At 56.6% G+C, this 20136-nt stretch carries 18 protein-coding genes; 5 read left to right on the top strand and 13 right to left on the bottom strand.

Annotation, left to right across the window (positions count from 1 at the left end; genetic code table 11):
* Window positions 1–24: 24 nt before the first annotated feature.
* The 9 genes from recC to rppH form a co-directional block, all read right to left on the bottom strand.
* Window positions 25–3396 (bottom strand): exodeoxyribonuclease V subunit gamma, encoded by a 3372-nt coding sequence (gene recC, locus MT962_RS11755; protein WP_247365652.1) that lies wholly within the window; start codon window positions 3394–3396, stop codon window positions 25–27.
* Between the two features lie 12 nt (window positions 3397–3408).
* The gene (locus MT962_RS11750; protein ID WP_071788445.1) at window positions 3409–3738 is read right to left on the bottom strand and encodes a prepilin-type N-terminal cleavage/methylation domain-containing protein; all 330 of its coding nucleotides are present in this window, start codon (window positions 3736–3738) and stop codon (window positions 3409–3411) included.
* Window positions 3714–4142 (bottom strand): DUF2509 family protein, encoded by a 429-nt coding sequence (locus MT962_RS11745; protein ID WP_188723874.1) that lies wholly within the window; start codon window positions 4140–4142, stop codon window positions 3714–3716. Before MT962_RS11745 ends, MT962_RS11750 begins: the two co-directional genes overlap by 25 nt.
* Window positions 4139–4699, bottom strand: a complete 561-nt coding sequence (locus MT962_RS11740; RefSeq protein WP_247365651.1) for a prepilin peptidase-dependent protein — start codon at window positions 4697–4699, stop codon at window positions 4139–4141. The genes MT962_RS11745 and MT962_RS11740 overlap by 4 nt, the downstream gene beginning before the upstream one ends.
* Complete coding sequence (locus MT962_RS11735) at window positions 4690–5163, bottom strand: prepilin peptidase-dependent protein (protein WP_247365650.1); 474 nt, start codon at window positions 5161–5163, stop codon at window positions 4690–4692. The genes MT962_RS11740 and MT962_RS11735 overlap by 10 nt, the downstream gene beginning before the upstream one ends.
* Window positions 5164–5340: 177 nt before the next feature.
* On the bottom strand, window positions 5341–6135 hold the full coding sequence (gene thyA / locus MT962_RS11730) for a thymidylate synthase (protein WP_024556451.1): 795 nt from the start codon (window positions 6133–6135) through the stop codon (window positions 5341–5343).
* Window positions 6136–6141: 6 nt separating this feature from the next.
* Entirely contained in the window at window positions 6142–7017 is an 876-nt protein-coding gene (gene lgt, locus MT962_RS11725; RefSeq protein ID WP_024556452.1) for a prolipoprotein diacylglyceryl transferase, read from the bottom strand.
* Between the two features lie 151 nt (window positions 7018–7168).
* Window positions 7169–9415, bottom strand: coding sequence for a phosphoenolpyruvate--protein phosphotransferase (ptsP, locus tag MT962_RS11720; RefSeq protein WP_024556453.1), 2247 nt, complete (start codon window positions 9413–9415; stop codon window positions 7169–7171).
* A gap of 12 nt (window positions 9416–9427) precedes the next feature.
* The gene (gene rppH, locus MT962_RS11715; protein ID WP_024556454.1) at window positions 9428–9958 is read right to left on the bottom strand and encodes an RNA pyrophosphohydrolase; all 531 of its coding nucleotides are present in this window, start codon (window positions 9956–9958) and stop codon (window positions 9428–9430) included.
* Between the two features lie 684 nt (window positions 9959–10642).
* Here rppH and mutH point away from each other — a divergent pair.
* From mutH to MT962_RS11695, 4 genes are all read left to right on the top strand, one after another.
* A complete protein-coding gene (mutH, locus tag MT962_RS11710; protein WP_247365649.1) occupies window positions 10643–11329 on the top strand; it encodes a DNA mismatch repair endonuclease MutH in 687 nt (228 codons plus the stop codon).
* A 71-nt stretch (window positions 11330–11400) separates the two neighbouring features.
* Entirely contained in the window at window positions 11401–12114 is a 714-nt protein-coding gene (locus MT962_RS11705; protein ID WP_024556456.1) for a TerC family protein, read from the top strand.
* 128 nt (window positions 12115–12242) lie between these two features.
* Entirely contained in the window at window positions 12243–12461 is a 219-nt protein-coding gene (locus tag MT962_RS11700; protein ID WP_024556457.1) for a YgdI/YgdR family lipoprotein, read from the top strand.
* 137 nt (window positions 12462–12598) lie between these two features.
* Window positions 12599–13639 carry an NADP(H)-dependent aldo-keto reductase gene (locus MT962_RS11695; protein WP_024556458.1) on the top strand — a complete coding sequence of 347 codons (1041 nt, stop codon included), beginning with the start codon at window positions 12599–12601 and terminating at the stop codon, window positions 13637–13639.
* 46 nt (window positions 13640–13685) lie between these two features.
* Here the strand turns inward: MT962_RS11695 and lplT are convergent, their stop codons facing one another.
* Window positions 13686–14876: a lysophospholipid transporter LplT gene (gene lplT, locus MT962_RS11690; RefSeq protein WP_024556459.1), complete on the bottom strand. Its 1191-nt coding sequence runs from the start codon at window positions 14874–14876 to the stop codon at window positions 13686–13688.
* Window positions 14869–17028, bottom strand: a complete 2160-nt coding sequence (gene aas, locus MT962_RS11685; protein ID WP_247365648.1) for a bifunctional acyl-ACP--phospholipid O-acyltransferase/long-chain-fatty-acid--ACP ligase — start codon at window positions 17026–17028, stop codon at window positions 14869–14871. The genes lplT and aas overlap by 8 nt, the downstream gene beginning before the upstream one ends.
* Before the next feature lie 877 nt (window positions 17029–17905).
* Between aas and galR the strand changes: the two genes are divergently transcribed.
* Complete coding sequence (galR, locus tag MT962_RS11680) at window positions 17906–18922, top strand: HTH-type transcriptional regulator GalR (RefSeq protein WP_024559246.1); 1017 nt, start codon at window positions 17906–17908, stop codon at window positions 18920–18922.
* On the opposite strand, the gene MT962_RS11675 is transcribed toward galR, so the two are convergent.
* On the bottom strand, window positions 18910–19359 hold the full coding sequence (locus tag MT962_RS11675) for a GNAT family N-acetyltransferase (protein WP_188723869.1): 450 nt from the start codon (window positions 19357–19359) through the stop codon (window positions 18910–18912). The two genes, galR and MT962_RS11675, sit on opposite strands and share 13 nt — an antisense overlap.
* Window positions 19356–20129, bottom strand: coding sequence for an FCD domain-containing protein (locus tag MT962_RS11670; protein ID WP_024559248.1), 774 nt, complete (start codon window positions 20127–20129; stop codon window positions 19356–19358). Before MT962_RS11670 ends, MT962_RS11675 begins: the two co-directional genes overlap by 4 nt.
* Window positions 20130–20136: the final 7 nt, after the last annotated feature.

Here is a 20136-nt window from a genome sequence, read left to right as displayed (position 1 = left end):
TTGCGCAATTTTTATACAGCAACGTTATTTTTGATTGAATCTGAAAAGTGGCAGCAGATAGCGCTGCGCTTCACGAATGATGGCCTCGTAATATTCCGGCTCCAGGTTGCGCCAGAGGCGCTGGTACCAGATATCCGCCCCTTCGCCTTCCACCATCTGGTTGCCAGCCCAGGCCTGCAATAGCTTGTTGCGCGCTTTCTGCTGCGTCTCTTCATCCCATGCGATGGTATTGCTGTCCGGGTCGTAACAGGCCTTAAGCCATTCGCCGCCGCTCTGAGAAAGCAGAACCAGCGGACTGCTCATTCCCTGTTTATACCCTTCAATCAGCTCGCCGAGATAACCTCGCGCCTCCTCCGCCGCCAGCGGAGGAAAGCGCCACTGACTGTCCTTTCGTCCATAGAGGCGGCTGGTTCCCGTACCGCCGCTCGCACAGTAGACCAGATGCTCAAGCCAAAGTTGCATGCCGTGCTCAACCCTTAACAGGGACGGCCGCCAGCGCAGCAGCCCATCCTCCTGCACATGCTGCAACCAGCCGGTAAGCTGCACGTTGTTCAGCGTAAGATCGATCTCAAGGTTTTCGCTGTTGCTGCGCTCGGCGGTCACCCTGTCCGCCAGCGTCTGCATCTCCATGAGCTGGCTTTCCCAGAAGAGTTCGCCAAACGCGCCGTATGGCAATTCGCCTGCAGCCCGGTAGCGACGGTAGAGCAAATCGGGGTCTTCTTTCTCAACCAGCGTATTCAATAGCTGCTGGTTAAGCTGATAACGTCCCAGGCTGTCGAGCGTGAAGGGTTCGGCATCCGGCAGTTCACTCTCTTCAGTACGGAAGTTCACCTTAAGCCGCATCTGGAAAAAAGCCCTTACCGGATGGCGCCAGAAGCGCTGCAACTGCTCGAAAGGCAGCTCTTCAACCGGCTCCGGCTCCAGCGCCTGGATAAATTCCGGGTGCGCCTCGCCCTGATCGCTTGCTGCTGGCAGCCACTCGCGCGCATAGCTTTGCAGCTCGCGGGCGGGCAGGAAATTCTCCGCATCGAAAGGCGTGCGAGGATGCAGCCGCGTCAGGTGCGCTTTGACCCGCCGGGCGCTCTCGTCGCAGTTAAGCGCCTCGTCACCGGGCAGATAATGGCTCTGCGCCAGGTAGTCGATAAGCTCCTGAACCAGTACCGAAGGGTATTTTTCGCTGTTGTCCTGAATAGAGCGACCGATATAGCTGATATAAAGACGCTGCTGCGCTGAAATGAGCGCCTCCAGAAAAAGATAGCGGTCATCATCGCGGCGGCTGCGATCGCCGCGCAGCGGCTTCTGGCTCATCAGGTCAAACCCGAGCGGCGAAAGCGTGCGAGGATAGACGCCATCGTTCATTCCCAGCAGACAAACCACCTTGAAAGGAATAGAGCGCATTGGCATCAGCGTACAGAAGTTAACGGGCCCGGCCAGAAAACGCTGGCTGATACGCTCCTGGTCAAGCCGCTGCGCCAGTTCATCGCGCAACAGGTTCAGCGGCACGCTGGCGTCGTAATGCCCTGCGATGCCCTGCTCTATCATCTCCTGCCACTGCTGCTCAATAAGCGCCAGCGCGGCTTCCGTCTCTTCATCCGGCGCGAAAAAGCTTTCCAGCATATCGCGGCAAACGGGCAGCCACTCGGCCAGCGGCCTCGGCTGAGAAAGCCCTTTACGCCAGAGGTTAAGCTGCATCAGCAATTCGGCGAGATGCCCGACCAGCTCGGCTATCAACCCGCTGGACTCATCATAAGGCAACACTTCCTGCCATTCGCCGACGTGACTTTCCATGGCGTAGCCAAGCAACATGCGCGTCAGACCAAATTGCCACGTGTGCTGGCCTGTTGCCGGCAGCGCCAGTTCACGGACATTGTCATCGTCGATGCCCCAGCGCACGCCCGACTCATTGACCCACTGGCGCAGGTATAGCAAACCTTCTTCATTGATAGAAAAACGGGCGGCCAGCGCCGGCACTTCCAGCAGCGCAAGCACATCTTCAGAAACAAAGCGGCTGTCCGGCAGGGAAAGCAAGGTAATGAAAGCCTGCAACGCCGGGTGCGCCTGACGCGCTTTACGGTCAGAAATAGCCCAGGGTAGCCAGCGCTCGTTACTGGCGCTGCCGAAAACCGCCTGGATGAACGGGCTGTAGCTATCGATATCCGCCACCATCACGATAATATCGCGCGGGGTAAGTTCCGGGTCTGCCTCCAGCATCTGCAGCAGTTGATCGTGCAATACTTCCACTTCACGCTGCGGGCTGTGGCAAACGTGCACGGTCACGCTGCGATCGTCGGGATCTAACGGTCGTTTATTTTCGCTGCGCTCAAACTCCTCCAGCGTCACGCCCGCCAACGCGTTGTTTCGCAGTTCAAGCAGGTCGTATTGCAGGCTGTGCAGCAAATTATCCGGCGTGACGTCAACGAACACATCCAGCTCTTCAAAGTGCTCCAGGCCCGAAAGCAGATAGGTATAGTCGCGGCCCAGCTTGCCCCAGGAGGCAAGCAGCGGATTTCCCACTTCCTGCTCGCCCTCTTCGTTGAAGAGCGAAAAGGCGGTTTCGTTATCCTTAAAGAGCGGTGAGGTGCCGCTCTGTGCGTGACGCTGCCGCTGGCGGCTCATCAGCCTCGCCAGAAATGCCGGATCTTTAATGTCGCCCCAGTAATAGCGGCAGGGGTTAGTGAACAACAAATGCACGTCGATGTGTCTGCCAAGCGCCTGCAACGCCTGCAGATAAACAGGCGGGAGGGCGGAAATTCCGCAAATAAAGACGCGTGCAGGTAGCCCCGGCGGACATTGCTGGGCGTTTTCCAGCGTTTCGATAAAGCGCTGATAGAGGTTGGCGCGGTGCCACTGCGGCTGGCCCAGCTGTGCGGTATGTTCTACCAACGCTTTCCACAGCGGCGCCTGCCACTGCTGCGCATCACCAAGGCCTTCGATCTCCTGTCCCGCCTCCCAGCGTGTCAGCCATTCCGGGCGGTAAACCAGATACTGATCGTAGAGATCCGCCACGCGGGAAGCGAGCTGGAAGAGCTTGCGTTTATCGTCGTCATCATTGAGGTAATGCCGCAGCATCGAAAACTCGGGGCGCGACAGCATCGCCGGAAGCAGCGTCATTAACTTCCAGCTCATGTTTTGTTTGGTAAAAGCGCTCTCTTCCGGAATATCGCGCAGCACGCGCACAAACATATCCCAGATAAAGCTTGCCGGCAGAGGAAAGGTAATGTTGGCGGCAATACCGAACTTCTGCGCGAGGGTCATCTGCAACCACTGCGCCATACCGGTGCTTTGCACCAGTACGACTTCTGGCTCGAAGGGATCGTCAAGCGGCTGGCGTTCAACAATGAACTCCATGATCGCTTCCAGCACATCCAGCCGGTTGGAGTGATAAACCCGTAACATAAAATCTCCTGACTACTGACCAGATGGGCAGTGTAAGCGGGCCAATTGCCCTTGCCTGCCTGTTGGGCTGGTAACAATAACCGAAATGCTGACACATCCCGCCGATGATGTCTGCAACCTCGTTGCTTTCCATCCCTGCGGTAGCGCTGGCGGTGCGATTTCTGTTTGCTGACTCGCAAAACGCCACAGCTGGCGGGCTTGCCACTGCGACTGAAACCCCATCGCCAACGACCGGTAAAATCCACTTAAAGAAACGGTAACCATGATGAAAAGCACCATAGCGACCAGCACTTCCGGCAGGCTAAAACCCGCCTGGCTTACGGCGCGACGGGAAGCTGACATTGCGAAGCCTCCAGCGGACAAAAATCGATCCAGCCGCGAGCACGGTATTTTATTCCAGCGGTTACGGGCTCGGCCCAGCGCCACAACGTGAGCGAGTGGCTATCAACTGCCGCCTGCGCCGCCACGATGGCTTCGCCTTTTACTGTCCGCTTCGCGCAAGCGCGCCCCTTATACGCCGAAAAGGCCTGGCACTGCCACTCCTGATTAAGCCCCCAGCGCTGTTTTTCCGCCCAGGCGAGCGTTGAGACAGCGGTGGAAAACTGCTTCAGCGCCAGACTTTCGCTGGCGACAGAAGCAAACCGGGCGCTGAGCTGCTGTTGCAGGCCGCTCAGCATAAAGGAACCCAGTAATAGCAGCAGCAAAACAGCCGAAAGCGACGAGACGCCTCTCTGTTGACTGGTCATAAGTTGTACCCGACAACGCTATGCTCAATGTTGACCAGCGAACCGCCCTGGTCAGGCGGCGTGACCGCAAAACGAATAATTAACAGCGGCGGCAAGCCGCTGCGCGCCTGCTTCTGTACGGTGAACGCATCAAAACGCATTTTTTGCGGGTCGGTCATTTTCTCCCAACCTTTACCGTCACACTGAGTGGCGCCGCGCTGAGTTTCCAGACTTTTATCCCGCAAGCGGTAACCTGTCTGCTCCGGGTCAGCGGAAGAGGATTCCCATCTGCCGTTGCTGTTGGCATCCCACTGGAGGATGACGCATTGTCCGTTGGCGGCAATTTTCAGCGGCTCTCCAGCACAGTCGCCATGGCAATAGCCTGCACGCTGAAGCTGTTTGCCTAGAGCGAAAGCGAGTTGCCATAGCTCCTCCTGCATCGCCGCCTGCTGCGTCTGGCGCAAAACGCCAAGGTGCAAGGCTGGCAGCATCCGCACCGCTCCCAGCAGCAGAGCGCTGCTGATGCCGAGCGCGATCAGAGTTTCCAGCAGCGAGAAGCCTTTTATTTTTACTGACATGACGGGCTCCCGCCTGCCGGACAAAGCCGTATGCGCCCCCAGACGGAGATAATGACGCGCCACTCCCCCGCCGGGCTGCGCAGTAAAATATGGCCCGGCCAGGCGGTATTACGCAGGCCGTAAAAAGCCAGCTCAGGCGTCACTTCGACAGCCTCCACTTCGGCCCAGCGTGGTATAAACAGCCCCTTTATGCCTGCCCGGCAGCTTCTCTCCTCTGCGGCTTCGCTGCCGATGCACCATGTCTGCCCCTCTCGCTTAAGCCAGAGTTTATGGTCGCGGTTATGCCAGTTGGCGTCTTCGCGTAATTGCTCAAGAAAGTTCCTTAGCTGACCTGCCGTTTGCCAAAGGCGCTGCTGTTCCTGCCAGCGCTGCCAGCCATAAAGGCCGCCTGCGCTCACTATCACGACAATCGTTATCACCAGCATCATTTCAATCAGGCTATAGCCCTGCTCGTTTCTGTTCATGACGGCAGTCTGCCAGCAGATGAAAAAATCACGAGCGCCGTTTTTCTTTTTCAGAAGGCGTCCCGGAAGAAATTCAGCCTGTTGCAGGTTATTGCATGTAACGTGGAAGACAGCTCGGGAGAATGAAACGAGAGGAAGAAAAACCGGCGCGCAAATGCGCCGGTTATGGCAGCCTGTTTAAATCGCGACAGGCGCTTTGATAGCGGGATGCGGGTCGTAACCTTCTATCTCAAAATCGTCAAAGCGGTAATCGAAAAGCGATTCCGGCTTGCGCTTAATGATGAGCTTCGGCAGCGGGCGCGGCTCGCGGGTAAGCTGCAAACGCGCCTGCTCCAGATGGTTGCTGTACAGGTGCGTATCGCCGCCGGTCCAGACAAAATCGCCCGGCTCAAGATCGCACTGCTGCGCCATCATATGCACCAGCAGAGCGTAGCTGGCGATATTAAACGGCAGGCCGAGGAACACGTCGCAGGAGCGTTGATAGAGCTGGCAGGAGAGCTTGCCGTCCGCCACATAGAACTGGAAAAACGCGTGGCAGGGCGCCAGCGCCATTTTATCCAGCTCACCCACGTTCCAGGCGGAAACGATAATGCGGCGAGAGTCCGGATCGTTTTTCAGCTGGTTCAGCACAGTGGCGAGCTGGTCGACGTGACGACCATCCGGCGTTGCCCAGGCGCGCCACTGTTTGCCATAAACCGGCCCCAGATCGCCGTTCTCATCCGCCCACTCGTCCCAGATAGTGACGTTATTTTCGTGGAGGTAAGCGATGTTCGTGTCGCCTTTTAAGAACCAGAGCAACTCATGAATGATGGAGCGCAAATGGCAACGTTTCGTCGTCACCAGCGGGAAACCCTCCTGCAGGTTAAAGCGCATCTGGTGACCAAAAATAGAGAGCGTGCCGGTGCCGGTACGATCGTTTTTCGGGGTGCCCTCGTGGAGCACCTTATTCATCAATTCAAGATACTGTTTCATTACGTCTCACGAAATTTGCTGCTGCGGCGGGCGGCGGTAAGCCCAGACCATCATGATAATGCCGGCGATAATCATCGGGATGGAAAGAATCTGCCCCATGCTGATGTATTGCACCCACTCGCCGGTAAACTGCGCGTCAGGCTGGCGGAAGAACTCCACGATAATGCGAAACGCGCCGTAGCCAATCAGGAACAATCCCGAAACGGCGCCGGTCGGGCGAGGTTTACGAATAAAGAGATTCAGAATAATAAACAGCACTACGCCTTCCAGCGCCAGCTCGTAAAGCTGGGACGGATGACGCGGCAGTACGCCGTAAGTATCGAAAAGCGACTGCCATTCCGGGTGCGCCGGCAGCAGCGCCATATCCTCGCCGCGGGAGCCGGGAAAAAGCATCGCGAATGGGAACCCCGGATCGACCCGGCCCCACAGTTCGCCATTGATAAAGTTGCCAAGACGCCCGGCGCCGAGGCCGAAGGGGATCAGCGGCGCGATAAAATCGGAAACCTGGAAGAAAGTGCGCTTAGTGCGTTTCGCGAAGATAATCATCACCACGATGACGCCGATAAGGCCGCCGTGGAAGGACATGCCGCCGTCCCAGACGCGGAAAAGATAAAGCGGGTCGTCGAGGAACAGAGGCAGGTTATAGAAGAGGACATAACCAATACGGCCGCCGAGAAACACGCCCAGGAAACCTGCGTAAAGCAGGTTCTCTACTTCGTTTTTCGTCCAGCCGCTGCCCGGACGATTGGCGCGACGGACAGCGAGCCACATCGCAAAAACAAAACCTACCAGGTACATCAAGCCGTACCAGTGCAACGAGATCGGTCCGATGGAAAAAATTACCGGATCAAAATCGGGAAAATGCAGATAGCCACTCTTCATCTGTCACCACAAGTCGTTGTTATTCCGCTGAAAGTGGACAGCGGTAATATGCTGCGCGCCTGATTCCGGGCGCTCCCAAAGTGCCGAATCATAGCATAAAGCCCGCCTTGAGACGGTGGGAAGTTGTAAAAGATGTGTAAGAGTAAAAGGGTTACAGGCCGCCGCGGATCAGGCCGCCCATACCGCGACGCTCCATAAAGGCCGCTACCTGATGGCGCACTTCGGCCGCCAGTTGCGCCTCAAGGCTGCGTTGCGCCAGCTTCTGCGCCTCCTCAAGCGTAATATGACGCAGCAGATATTTTACACGCGCCACGGAACGACCGTTCATCGACAGATGGTGGAATCCCATTCCCACTAACAGCGCCACGCACATGGGGTCACCCGCCATCTCGCCGCACAGGCAGAGATCGATGTTATTACGCCGCGCCTCGGCGGCTATCAGATTGAGCGCCCGCAGCATAGCCGGATGCAGGCTGTCATAAAGGCTGGCGACCCGGGTGTTGTTTCGATCCACCGCCAGTAAATATTGGGTTAAATCGTTGGTGCCGACGGAGATAAAATCTACGCGGCTCGCCAGCTGCGGCAGCATGAAGATCATGGACGGCACTTCCACCATGACGCCGACGCGCGGTTTAGGGATGGCGTACCCGAGCATCTCTTCCACTTCCCGCCCGGCGCGGTCGATCAAACGACGCGCTTCGTCTACCTCGTCAATACTGGTGATCATCGGTAGCAGAATGCTGAGATTGCCGGTCGCCGCGTTGGCTCGCAACATAGCGCGCACCTGGATCAAAAAGATCTCTGGCTGATCGAGCGTGATGCGAATGCCGCGCCAGCCGAGGCAAGGGTTCTCTTCGCTAATCGGCATATAAGGCAATTGTTTATCGGCGCCGACATCAAGCGTGCGCAGCGTGACGGGTTTGTCATTAAACATCTGCAGCATCCCTTGATACTGCGCGACCTGTTCTTCCTCGGAGGGAAAACCGCTTTGCAGCATGAAAGGAATCTCAGTGCGGTAAAGACCGATGCCGTCGATACGGCTGCCGAGCTTCTCTTCGTGCTCCGGGCTGAGGCCCGCATTGAGCATTACCTGTACCCGCTCGCCGCTTTTCAGCTCGCCGGGCTGTTCGACATCCCCTTCCGCAAGGCGGCTCAGCTCGTTCTCTTCGGTGACCAGCCGCTGATATTCCTGCAGCAGAACGGGTTCCGGGTCCACCAGCAGTTCGCCGCGGTAGCCATCCACAACCAGCATGCGATGATGCAAAACTGAGGGCTGAATATCGGCGCCCATGACGGTTGGAATGCCAAGCGCGCGCACCATAATAGCGGCATGCGAGTTGGCCGCACCGTCGCGAACCACTACGCCGACCAGCCTGTCCTGCGGCAATTCGGCAAGCGTAGTGGCGGAGAGTTCATCAGCGACCAGAACGAAACGCTCAGGCCAGGTGTTCGGCCCCTGAATGTTGTCATCAAGATGAAACAGCAGGCGCTGTCCGAGCGTTCGCAAATCACCGGCCCGCTCTTTAAGATAGCCATCGGTCAGGGCGGCGAATTGCTCGGCAAATTTTTCAATGACCTTTTTAACCGCCCACTCCGCGACCGAGCCTTTGTCGATTTCGCTATAAAGTTCCCGACGAAGTCGGGCGTCGGAGAGAAGATGCGAGTAAAGATCGAAAATAGCCGCCGTCTCTTTCTGCGCGCCTGCGGCAAAACGTTTGCTGTAGCGGCGAAACTCGGCGGAGGCCTCTTCCAGCGCCGCCGTGAGGCGCTCGCGCTCCAGAGAGGTATCAAGCGTGGACGCTTCGTAGACCTGCTCCATCAAAGGCAGCGTGGTGTCCATCCACCCCTGTGCTATCGCTACCCCTGGCGAGGCGGGCAGCGCGCGAATGCGGGTCTGGCGATATTGGCCAAACAGCGCGGTAAGCTGAGATTGGGAGAGGATCGCCGCCATTTGCGTGGCGAGCGTAACGAGGAAGGACTCCTCGCTTTCATCATACTGGCGCAGTTCGCGTTGCTGCACCACCAGCACGCCTAACAGCTGACGACGCTGAATAATAGGCACGCCGAGAAAAGCGCGATAACGCTCTTCTTTAACGGCAGGAATATATTTGAAGCTGGGATGTTTCTGGGCGTCCGCCAGGTTGATGGGCTCCGCAAGACGTCCCACCAGGCCGACAATCCCTTCATCAAAGGCAAGCGCAACGGTGCGGCCGCGCGGTTTTTTAAGGCCGCGCGTCGCCATCAGGTAGTAACAGCGCCTGTCGTGATCGGCTAAATAAACCGAGCACACCTCGGTGTCCATCGCAAGACAGATATCATTAACCAGGATGTTCAGCGCCTCGCTAAGGCGCGGGGCGCTGGCAACCTTCTCGACTATTTCTCGCAACCGGGTGAGCATAATTTGCGTGGCTTAACCTCTTTTACGTCGCCAGGCAGGAGAAGCGTTTCTCGGCGGCGCCGCTTCCTGCAAGGGCATCACTACGCTTGCGAACTCTTTCATCACCCGACGATAGACATCGCGCTTAAAGGAGACAACCTGACGTACCGGATACCAGTAACTGACCCAGCGCCAGCCGTCGAACTCAGGTGTGCTGCTGGTCTGCATATTGATATCGGTGTCGTTGCTCACCAACTGCAGAAGAAACCATTTTTGCTTCTGGCCGATACAAACCGGCTTTGTGTCCCAACGCACCAAACGTTTTGGTAATTTATAACGCAACCAGTTGCGGGTAGTGGCGAGGATGCGGACATCTTTTCGTTGTAAACCTACCTCTTCGAAAAGCTCGCGATACATCGCCTGTTCCGCCGATTCGCCAGGGTTGATGCCACCTTGCGGAAATTGCCAGGAGTGTTGGCCAAAACGCCTGGCCCACATTACCTGCCCCTGACGATTACAGATCACGATACCAACATTCGGGCGGTAGCCATCATCATCGATCACCGGACTACCTCAAAATAAACCTGGATAGTAACGATTGTTTCATACTCCTTTGTGACGGTAAACCACTCTGTTGGGCGCGACTTCAAGGAATAAACCTTGAATAACTCACAAAAATATGCCGACTTATAAACAGAGACGAGGCGCAAGTCAGCGTTTTATTCACTTTTTCTGTGGATATCACTGTGTAGAAGTAGCTAATTTCCCAGGGAAAACCCAGGGCAATTCTGTCCCGGCTCAAAACAGCCTTATAAATATAATCTTTGTTTTCAGTTAATTAAATAAATAATCCACCCTTTACGCCTACAAAACGTGACGAGCATCACGCTTAAGATCCTGGCGGTGATGAAAGATCGAACAGAGCCGTTTTTATCCACAGATTGTGCCAATAAGTTAGTCACAGGCTGGCGAAAAAGTGCAAAAACGGTTCGCGTCAAGGCTGTAAATCGAACCAGTAGTGGCTTCTTTTCACAGTTATCCCATTTTTCTGTGGATAACCTGGTGTAAGATCCTGTTCATTGTCAGTGACCAGATTGGGAAAACCCGTTTTTTGTCAGGCCGGAATTGGTTTTTTTATTTAAAATAACTATTACAATCAACAGGCTGCATATGTTGCTCACAGCGCGGTAAACTCTGTCCACAAGCGCTCTTTTTGCTGTTCATTTTTTAACCTAACGGAAAAGCACCATGTTGTCACTCTCTCCCCTTCGCCAACCGCCCGCAGATGAAGCGCAGCTGCTCGCGCAGGCTGGCCTGCTGGCAGGCATGACGCTGGGCGAACTCGCCGCCCTCGCAGGGTTGCCCATTCCACCCGATTTGAAGCGCGACAAGGGCTGGACAGGGATATTGCTGGAGTTATGGCTTGGCGCCAGCGCGGGCAGCAAACCGGAGCAGGATTTCGCCGCGCTCGGCGTAGAGTTGAAAACCATTCCCATTGACCGTCAGGGACGCCCGCTGGAGACCACTTTCGTCTGCGTTGCGCCGCTTACCGGCAATTCAGGCGTGGTATGGGAAACCAGCCATGTGCGTCACAAGCTAAAGCGCGTGCTGTGGATCCCGGTGGAAGGCGAACGCGCGATCCCCCTCGCCGAAAGGCGCGTAGGTTCGCCGCTGCTCTGGAGTCCTTCGGCGCATGAAGAGGCGCAGCTTCGCCAGGACTGGGAAGAGTTAATGGATTTAATCGTGCTTGGACACGTTGAGCGAATCACCGCTCGCCACGGCGAAGTGTTACAGCTGCGTCCCAAAGCCGCGAACAGCAAAGCCCTGACGGAAGCGATTGGCGCTAACGGCGAACCTATTCTTACGTTGCCGCGCGGCTTTTACCTGAAGAAGAACTTCACCGGCGCGCTGCTGGCGCGACATTTTTTGTTATAAAGAGATTAAATTTTTACCCTGCGGTGTTGGATGCATATAATTAGCGTTTTCTTTATAAGCAGGACTTTTAGATGTTATTTGCATGGGTAACGGATCCCAATGCCTGGCTGGCGCTCGGTACGCTGACGCTGCTGGAGATTGTGCTTGGGATCGATAATATTATTTTTCTCTCTCTGGTTGTGGCGAAACTCCCCAAATCACAGCAAGGCAAAGCCCGAAAACTGGGGCTTGCCGGCGCGATGATTATGCGCCTGGCGCTGCTGGCTTCTATCGCCTGGGTTATCAAACTTACCCAACCGCTGTTTACCGTGTTAGGGCAAGAGATCTCCGCGCGCGATTTAATTCTGCTGCTCGGCGGCCTGTTCCTTATCTGGAAGGCGAGCAAGGAGATCCATGAATCTATTGAAGGCGAAGAAGAGGGGCTTAAAACTAACGTCCACTCTTTCTTCGGCGCGATTTTCCAGATCATGCTGCTCGATATTATCTTCAGCCTGGATTCTGTGATAACCGCAGTCGGCCTTTCCGATCATCTGTTTATCATGATGGCGGCGGTCGTGATTGCCGTAGGCGTGATGATGTTCGCAGCGCGCCCGATTGGCGAATTTGTCGAGCGTCACCCTTCTGTCAAAATGTTGGCCCTTTCGTTTTTGATTCTGGTGGGCTTTACGCTGATGCTGGAAAGCTTCGATATTCACGTACCTAAAGGCTATATCTATTTTGCGATGTTCTTCTCTATCGCAGTTGAAAGCCTTAATTTGATACGTAACAAGAAAAATCCCCTTTAATCTCAGGCGCTCCTTCGGGAGCGCTTTTTATTTCCCTTTAAGAATTGCCTGCTTTTTCGTCGCGCTTCGCTGGTTTTTACTAGAATAACCAGGTTAATCCATTCCATATCCCTATGAGGCGAATAACGATGAATAAATGGGCTGTAGTAATTTCCGCTGTGGGTCTGGCTTTTGCTGTTTCCGGCTGCAGCAGCGACTACGTTATGGCGACCAAAGACGGCCGTATGATCCTCACCGACGGCAAGCCGGAAGTGGACGATGATACGGGTCTGGTAAGCTACCGCGATCCGCAGGGCAACGAACAGCAAATCAACCGCGACCAGGTGTCACAAATCATTGAACGCTAACGTATAAAAGGCCAGTTTTTCCGCTGGCCTTTTCGTTTTTTGTGCGGCCTCCCCTTCCCCTTTTGGTCCCCCTCTGCCATGTTTATATTCCTTTGTCGGGAAGTGCCTGACGCAGTCTAAAAATAAGGAAGCCGGCTATGCATTATCACCGTATCCCTCATAGCTCACTTGAGATAAGTACACTGGGACTGGGCACCATGACCTTTGGTGAGCAAAACAGCGAAGCCGATGCGCATGAGCAGCTTGATTACGCGGTAAGTCAGGGGATAAACCTCATTGACGTGGCGGAAATGTACCCCGTCCCGCCACGACCGGAAACGCAAGGGCTGACCGAAACCTATGTCGGCAACTGGCTGAAAAAGCGTGGCAATCGCGAAAAGCTGATCATCGCCTCCAAAGTAAGCGGGCCGAGCCGCAACAATGACAGCGGCATACGCCCGAACCAGGCGCTGGATCGCAAGAATATCCGTATTGCTCTGGATGAAAGCCTTAAGCGTCTGCAAACCGACTATCTCGACCTTTATCAGGTGCACTGGCCACAGCGCCCGACGAACTGCTTTGGCAAACTGGGCTACAGCTGGACGGAGGGTGCGCCTGCCGTAACGATCCTCGAAACGCTGGAAGCGCTGGCCGAATACCAGCGCGCCGGGAAAATCCGCTATATCGGCGTCTCGAACGAAACCGCCTGGGGCGTGATGCGCTATCTGCACCTGGCGGAAAAGCACGATCTGCCGCGTATCGTGACTATCCAGAACCCCTACAGCCTGCTTAACCGCAGCTTCGAAGTCGGCCTTGCGGAAGTCAGCCAGTTTGAAGGCGTTGAACTGCTGGCCTACTCCTGTCTCGCCTTCGGCACGCTGACCGGCAAATATCTGAACGGCGCGAAGCCTGCGGGCGCCCGCAATACGCTGTTCAGCCGCTTTACGCGCTACAGCAGCGAGCAGTCGCAAAAAGCGGTGGCGGCCTATGTAGAGGTTGCCAAGCGCCACGGGCTGGATCCGGCGCAAATGGCGCTGGCTTTTGTGCGTCGCCAACCGTTTGTCGCCAGCACCCTGCTTGGCGCCACCACGCTTGAGCAGCTGAGAACCAATGTGGAAAGCCTGCATCTGGAATTAAGCGAAGAGGTCCTGGCGGAGCTGGAAGCGGTGCATCAGGTTTATACCTACCCGGCGCCGTAAACCTGGGTCTGGTCTGTAAAAAAACCCGCCGGAGCGGGTTTTTTTATTACTGCTTGCGTCGCCAGAACCAGAGCCCGGCGATGGCCAGCGCAAAAATAGCGCCGAAGCCGACGCCAATGCCCACCACCGGGGCCCCTGCTTTTACCGCCAGGGAATAGAGCCCCAGCATCAGCAGCATGGCGGTGTTTTCACCAAGGTTTTGCACCGCTATCGCATTCCCTGCGCCTACCGAGCGCTTGCCGCGCTCCTGCAATAGCGCATTGAGCGGCACCACGAAAAAGCCGCCGAAAATGCCAATCAGCATCAGCAGCAGATAAGCAGGCAGCAGCGCCTGCTGGAGCGCGAACACGATAACCGCCACGCCAATCAGGATGCCCGCCGGCATGCAGCGCGATACGGTTTCAAGCGTCACCAGCTTCGCCGCCGCGCCCGCGCCAAGCACGATGCCGATCGCCACCATCGCGTTAAGGTAGGTCGGCGTGGCGTTATCGGTAATGCCGAGCGCCACCGGCACCCACAGCACCAGCAGGAAACGCAGCGTCACCCCCGCGCCCCAGAACAGGCTGGTGCCGACCAGCGAAAATCGCGTTTCGTCGTTTCGCCACAGCACCCGGCAGGCGTTAAAGAAGCTGCGGGTCATCGGCGTAAAGCGCCATGACTGCCCCGGACGCGCCGGGGCGAGCTTCGGAATAAACAGGTTCGCCACTACCGCGCCGGCGTAGACCAGCGCGCAAACCGCCAGCGCCGCGCCGATGTGCCAGTCCGCCAATACCCCGCCCGCCACCGAGCCGACAAGGATGGCGGCGATGGTGGACGACTCCATCAGGCCGTTGGCTTTTACTAACCGGTCGCCGGTGGTCAGCTCGCCGAGAATGCCATACTTCGCGGGCGAGTAAGCCGCCGCGCCAATCCCCACCAGCGTATAGCCGATGAACGGATTAAAGCCAAGGCCGATGGCCGCCGCGCCAAGCAGCTTCAGGCTGTTCGCCACCATCATCACCCGGCCTTTGGCGAAACTGTCCGCCACCTGACCGACAAACGGCGCGAAAAGGATATAGGCGGCGACGAATACCATTTGCAGCACCGGCTGGCTCCAGTCCGGGTAAAACTGCGCTTTCAGCACCGCCAGCGTGGCGAAGAGCAGCGCGTTATCGCCAAAGGCGGATAAAAACTGCGCGGCGATAACCGCCAGCATGCCGCGGGAAAAGAGCGACGTAGAATGGTTGGCATCATGCATGCGTCTGTTCGTCCTGGTCGACCATCGATTTGAGAGTAACAAAATCGGGCTTACCGCTGCCCAGCACCGGCAACTGCTTGAGGTAGCGGATATCGCGCGGCACCGCCAGCTCCGGCACGCCGTGGGTTCGCGCCTGCTGCTGGAGTTTTTCACGCGTCAGTTCGCTGTCGGTGGTAAACAGCACCAGCGCTTCGCCCTTGGCGGCATCGCTCTTGATAGCCGTGGCGTGCATTTTCTCCGGCGAAACCGCCAGCGCCAGCTGCTCCACCATTTCCAGCGAAACCATTTCGCCGGCGATTTTCGCAAAGCGTTTGGCGCGTCCCTGAATAATCACGTACCCCTGTTCGTCAAAGGTGACGATATCGCCGGTGTCGTACCAGCCTTTCTCGCTCTCGCCGTTGGCGTTCTCCGCCGTCGGCTCCTCCAGTACGCCCGGTTTCTCCACCCGCAGATAGCCCTTCATCACGTTCGGGCCTTTCAGCTGTAAACGCCCGCCCTGCTCAATGCCCGGCACGGCCAGCAGGCGCGCGTCCATAGAAGGAAGAATGCGCCCGACAGTGCCAGGCTTTGCCGCCATCGGCACGTTAATGGAAACCACCGGGGCGCATTCCGTTACGCCATAGCCTTCAAGAATGCGCAGGCCGAATTTGTCCTGCCAGATTTGCTTTGTGCTCTCCTGCAGTTTTTCCGCGCCAGCGACCACATAGCGAACGCGGTAGAAATCATAAGGATGAGCAAAGCGGGCGTAATGGCCGAGGAACGTTGAGGTGCCGAACAGCACGGTGCAGTTGCGGTCATAGACCAGCTCCGGCACCACGCGGTAATGCAGCGGGCTTGGGTAAAGAAAGACTTCCGCGCCGGTGAAGAGCGGCGTGAACAGCCCTACCGTTAAGCCAAAAGAGTGGAACAGCGGCAGCGCCGACATAAAGCGGTCGCGGGCGGTAAAATCGGCGATGGTGCGGATCTGCTCAACGTTTGCGAGCAGGCTTTTATGGCTGTGCACCACCCCTTTCGGGTTGCCTTCCGAGCCTGAGGTGAAAAGCACCATCGCGGCGTCTTCCGGCTGCTGCGCGACCTGCGCCAGGCGGGGCGCCAGCAGGTGGCCGAAAATCCACAGCTTATCGGCCGTGGTGATTTCGCCGCGCAGATCTTCAAGAAAGACCCAGCGAACCGAGGTGATTTGCTCAATCAGATGGCCGAGCTTGCCTTTCTCAATAAACTGACGGGAGGTAAAGATGGTTTTGATCTGCGCGGCGGTGATGGCGCTGTTAAGCCCTTTCACCCCGGCGGTGTAGTTCATCATCGCCGGAACGCGCGCGCGCATAGACGCGCCGAAAATCACGGCGGCGCTGATGGCGGCGTTCGGCAGCATCAGGCCGATAGTTTCGCCAGGCTTGCTGTATTTATCGAGAATCCGGCCGACAAACAGCGTCTTTTTCAGCAAGCTGCGGTAGTTGTCCGGTTTAAAGTTGATATCTTCCAGGCAGTTTTTGCCTTCGCCGTAGCGGTGCGCCGCTGAAAGCAGCGCCTCGAACAGCGTTTCACGCGGACGCACCGCCATCCGCGCTTCCATCATAATCTGGTGCAGCATTTCCCCGGCCAGACGGCGGCGATCGCGCGCGCGCGGCGCATCCGGCATCGCAATGGTGGTGGGCGGCAGAATATGCAGGTCGATAGCCGGGAAGAGGCGACGTTTCACCAGACCCTTCAGGCGGCTGGTAAAGGTGAGTTCTGCGCCTTCAATACGCATCGGTACAACCGTCGCGCCCGATTTCGCGGCGACGAACCCGGCCCCGTCATAAATTTTCATCAGCGAGCCGCTGACCGAAATACGTCCCTCCGGGAAAATCACCACCGGTCTGCCCTGGCCGATTAAGCGCACCAGTTGCTTGATGGACATCGGTTTTGTCGGGTCCAGCGGCACGAAATCGATAAACGAGGTCAGCGCGCGCATATACCACTGGCTGCTGATAGAGGTATAGACGGCAAATACAGGACGCACCGGTAAAAAGAGCGCCAGCAGGATCCCATCCATAAACGAGACATGATTGGGCGTGATTAAAACGCGCGGCTGACTCAGCGCCCGAATATCGCCGTGAAGCTGTACGCGGAACAGTATGCGAAAGAGGTTGCGGAAAAATCCAAATAGCATCTCAACTCCCTTTGTCTTCAGTTATCAAGGATGAAGTATAGTCGCGGCAGATTACACGAGTTGTCGGGGATGAGCGACAGTTGAAAGCCGGGAAAGGACGCGGGGATTGGCTACAGTGACACAATTCGGAATAACGCGAGGCGGATTACAGAGGGCATGAACGAGCGTCAAAACCTGCGCATCCGCGAAGGCCTGGGTAATGCTTGTGGTCAGTAGTTAACTGACGCTACCTGGCACTATCGCTGGTTATTGGCACCCGCAGATAAACATGCCGGCAATAAACCTGAATGACAGGCAAAAAAAACCTGCGCATCCGCGAAGGCTTGGGTAATGCTTGTGGTCAGCAGTTAACTGACACCACCTGGCAATATCGCTGGTTATTGGCACCCGCAGATAAACCTGAATGACAGGCAAAAAAAAACCTGCGCATCCGCGAAGGCTTGGGTAATGCTTGTGGTCAGTAGTTAACTGACGCTACCTGGCAATATCGCTGGTTATTGGCACCCGCAGATAAACCTGAATGACAGGCAAAAAAAAACCTGCGCATCCGCGCAGGTTGGTGTAATGCTTGTGGTCAGTAGTTAACTGACACCACCTATCAATACCTCTGGGATCTCAACTCTACCAGCGACGATTTCTCTGCCGCTACAGGCCAATCGCAACAGCCCATCGCAAAGTGTAACCAAAGGTTTTGTTTGACATTATTCCCCCTTTTTCCGTTACAGATGACAGAGCGCTGTCAGATGTAACAATTACACCCCGCTTTTGGATATGCTCCACAAAACGCGCCCATGTTTATGGCCAGTTGCTTGAAGTGGCGCGGTTTTTCCGTAACACTTAACCATGTGTAAACGTTTACCCATGCAGAAGGTATTTTATGGCGACTATAAAGGATGTTGCGCGGCTTGCTGGAGTCTCTGTCGCCACCGTGTCTCGCGTCATTAACGACTCGCCAAAAGCCAGCGATGCTTCCCGCCAGGCGGTGCTGGAGGCCATGGAAACGCTGAATTATCACCCCAACGCCAACGCCCGCGCGCTCGCACAGCAAACCACTGAAACCGTGGGCCTGGTGGTCAGCGATGTGTCCGATCCCTTTTTCGGCGCCATGGCGAAAGCGGTGGAACAGGTCGCCTATAACACCAACAATTTTTTGCTTATCGGCAATGGCTACCACAATGAGCTGAAAGAGCGGCAGGCGATAGAGCAACTCATTCGCCACCGCTGCGCCGCGCTGGTGGTGCACGCCAAGATGATCCCGGATGAAGAACTGGCGCCGCTGATGAAGCAAATTCCCGGCATGGTGCTGATTAACCGCATTTTGCCAGGTTTCGAGCGTCGCTGCGTGGCGCTGGATGACCGCTACGGCGCGTGGCTCGCCACCCGCCACCTGATTCAACAAGGCCACACCCGCATCGGCTATCTGTGCTCCAACCACGCTATTTCGGATGCCGAAGACCGGCTACAGGGCTATTACGACGCCCTGAAAGAGCACGGTTTGCCCTGCAACGAAAGGCTGGTGAGCTTCGGCGAACCGGATGAGAGCGGCGGCGAACAGGCGATGACCGAACTGCTGGGGCGAGGAAAACAGTTTACCGCCGTGGCCTGCTATAACGACTCCATGGCGGCGGGCGCGATGGGGGTGCTGAACGACAACGGCATTGACGTGCCGAAAGAGATTTCGCTTATCGGCTTCGATGACGTGCTGGTTTCACGCTACGTTCGTCCAAGGCTCACCACAATTCGCTACCCCATCGTGACGATGGCGACCCAGGCGGCGGAACTCGCGCTGGCGCTCGCCGATAACCGCACGCCGCCGGAAGTCACCCACCTTTTCAGCCCTACGCTGGTGCGCCGCCACTCCGTCGGCGCGCCGCTGGAGAATCAAAGCCCGTAGCGGTAGAGGTGAACAGATTTATCGGGATATTCCAGGGCGTCGCCGATGTATTGCCAGCCTGAACGTTCGTAATAATTTTTGCAGGCGGAATAGAGATAAAGTTCGGTAAAGCCAAGGCTTCGGGCAAATCCTGTCACCGTCTCCTGCAACATTCCCCCCAGCCCCTTGCCGCGCTGCGATTCATCAATATAAAGCGCGGCGAGCCACGGGAAGAGATCCTGGCGGCTGATTAAATCGCAGCGCCATAACCCGACCGTGCCCAGCAGCTTTTCGCCCTCGGTGGCGATAAACGTCAGCGGCAGCGCGCCGGGTTTCTGGCTGTGGTTAACGATGCTGGCGAAAAAGTCGCGCGGCTGCGTGGGGCCGAAAGCCTGCCAGAGCCAGTCGGTCACCTGCTCCGCATGCTGCGGCGCGTCATAAAGCGGCTGAATAATCACTGCATTTTGCCCTGAAAAATAGGTACGGATTCAAACAAATAGCCGTCGAAATCGGGCGCATCGGCGTCTGAAAGCTCCAGCAGGCTGTTTTTGGTGTTTTCAAGATGCTGCCACATCGCCTGCCAGGCGCCCATGACATCGCGACGGCGCAGAGCGGCAAGAATGGTCTGGTGTTCGCCAAGCCACTTCAGGCGGTAGCTGCGGCTTTCAAGATGGGCGTGCAACTGCTGCCAGAGCGGGCTGCTGTCCATATGGCGCCAGATGCTCTCCACCGTGGCGAGCAGCATCTGGTTTTGCGAAGCGCCCGCCAGCACCAGATGAAACAGCTTGTAATTATCCTGGCTGCTGTCGCTCATCGCGATGGCGCGCTGCTCCTGCTCCAGAATGCGCTTAAGGTTATCGATATCGGCTTTGGTGGCCATTTTCGCCGCGAAGGCGGCGATATTGCTTTCCAGCAGCTGGCGCGCCTGGAGCATTTCAAACGGACCGATGTCGCTGTTGAAAAAACGCTCTTCCTCAGTTTCATTTTCCGTAGGAATACGCATAACGTAGACGCCGGAGCCCTGGCGGATATCCACCGTGCCCTGCAGCTCCAGCATCAACAGCGCCTCGCGCACGATGGTGCGGCTGACGCCGTACTTTTCCGCAATATTACGCTCCGGTGGCAGCCTCGAACCGACAGGATAGTGGCCCTGGATTATCTGCTCCCTGAGGTCCTCACCAATCTCCTGGTACTGCTTTTTTTCGGGCGGAACAACCACCTTATCCACGATATCA

The organism is Franconibacter sp. IITDAS19 (assembly GCF_023079515.1).
Classification (GTDB): Bacteria; Pseudomonadota; Gammaproteobacteria; order Enterobacterales; family Enterobacteriaceae; genus Franconibacter; species Franconibacter pulveris.
This window is presented reverse-complemented; position numbering and strand designations above follow the sequence as displayed.

Excerpts from the sequence above, each read along its gene's own strand:
- recC (WP_247365652.1), bottom strand. The coding sequence starts at position 3,396 with ATGTTACGGGTTTATCACTCCAACCGGCTGGATGTGCTGGAAGCGATC.
- MT962_RS11750 (WP_071788445.1), bottom strand. The coding sequence starts at position 3,738 with ATGTCAGCTTCCCGTCGCGCCGTAAGCCAGGCGGGTTTTAGCCTGCCG.
- MT962_RS11745 (WP_188723874.1), bottom strand. The coding sequence starts at position 4,142 with ATGACCAGTCAACAGAGAGGCGTCTCGTCGCTTTCGGCTGTTTTGCTG.
- MT962_RS11740 (WP_247365651.1), bottom strand. The coding sequence starts at position 4,699 with ATGTCAGTAAAAATAAAAGGCTTCTCGCTGCTGGAAACTCTGATCGCG.
- MT962_RS11735 (WP_247365650.1), bottom strand. The coding sequence starts at position 5,163 with ATGAACAGAAACGAGCAGGGCTATAGCCTGATTGAAATGATGCTGGTG.
- thyA (WP_024556451.1), bottom strand. The coding sequence starts at position 6,135 with ATGAAACAGTATCTTGAATTGATGAATAAGGTGCTCCACGAGGGCACC.
- lgt (WP_024556452.1), bottom strand. The coding sequence starts at position 7,017 with ATGAAGAGTGGCTATCTGCATTTTCCCGATTTTGATCCGGTAATTTTT.
- ptsP (WP_024556453.1), bottom strand. The coding sequence starts at position 9,415 with ATGCTCACCCGGTTGCGAGAAATAGTCGAGAAGGTTGCCAGCGCCCCG.
- mutH (WP_247365649.1), top strand. The coding sequence starts at position 10,643 with ATGTTGTCACTCTCTCCCCTTCGCCAACCGCCCGCAGATGAAGCGCAG.
- MT962_RS11705 (WP_024556456.1), top strand. The coding sequence starts at position 11,401 with ATGTTATTTGCATGGGTAACGGATCCCAATGCCTGGCTGGCGCTCGGT.
- MT962_RS11700 (WP_024556457.1), top strand. The coding sequence starts at position 12,243 with ATGAATAAATGGGCTGTAGTAATTTCCGCTGTGGGTCTGGCTTTTGCT.
- MT962_RS11695 (WP_024556458.1), top strand. The coding sequence starts at position 12,599 with ATGCATTATCACCGTATCCCTCATAGCTCACTTGAGATAAGTACACTG.
- lplT (WP_024556459.1), bottom strand. The coding sequence starts at position 14,876 with ATGCATGATGCCAACCATTCTACGTCGCTCTTTTCCCGCGGCATGCTG.
- aas (WP_247365648.1), bottom strand. The coding sequence starts at position 17,028 with ATGCTATTTGGATTTTTCCGCAACCTCTTTCGCATACTGTTCCGCGTA.
- galR (WP_024559246.1), top strand. The coding sequence starts at position 17,906 with ATGGCGACTATAAAGGATGTTGCGCGGCTTGCTGGAGTCTCTGTCGCC.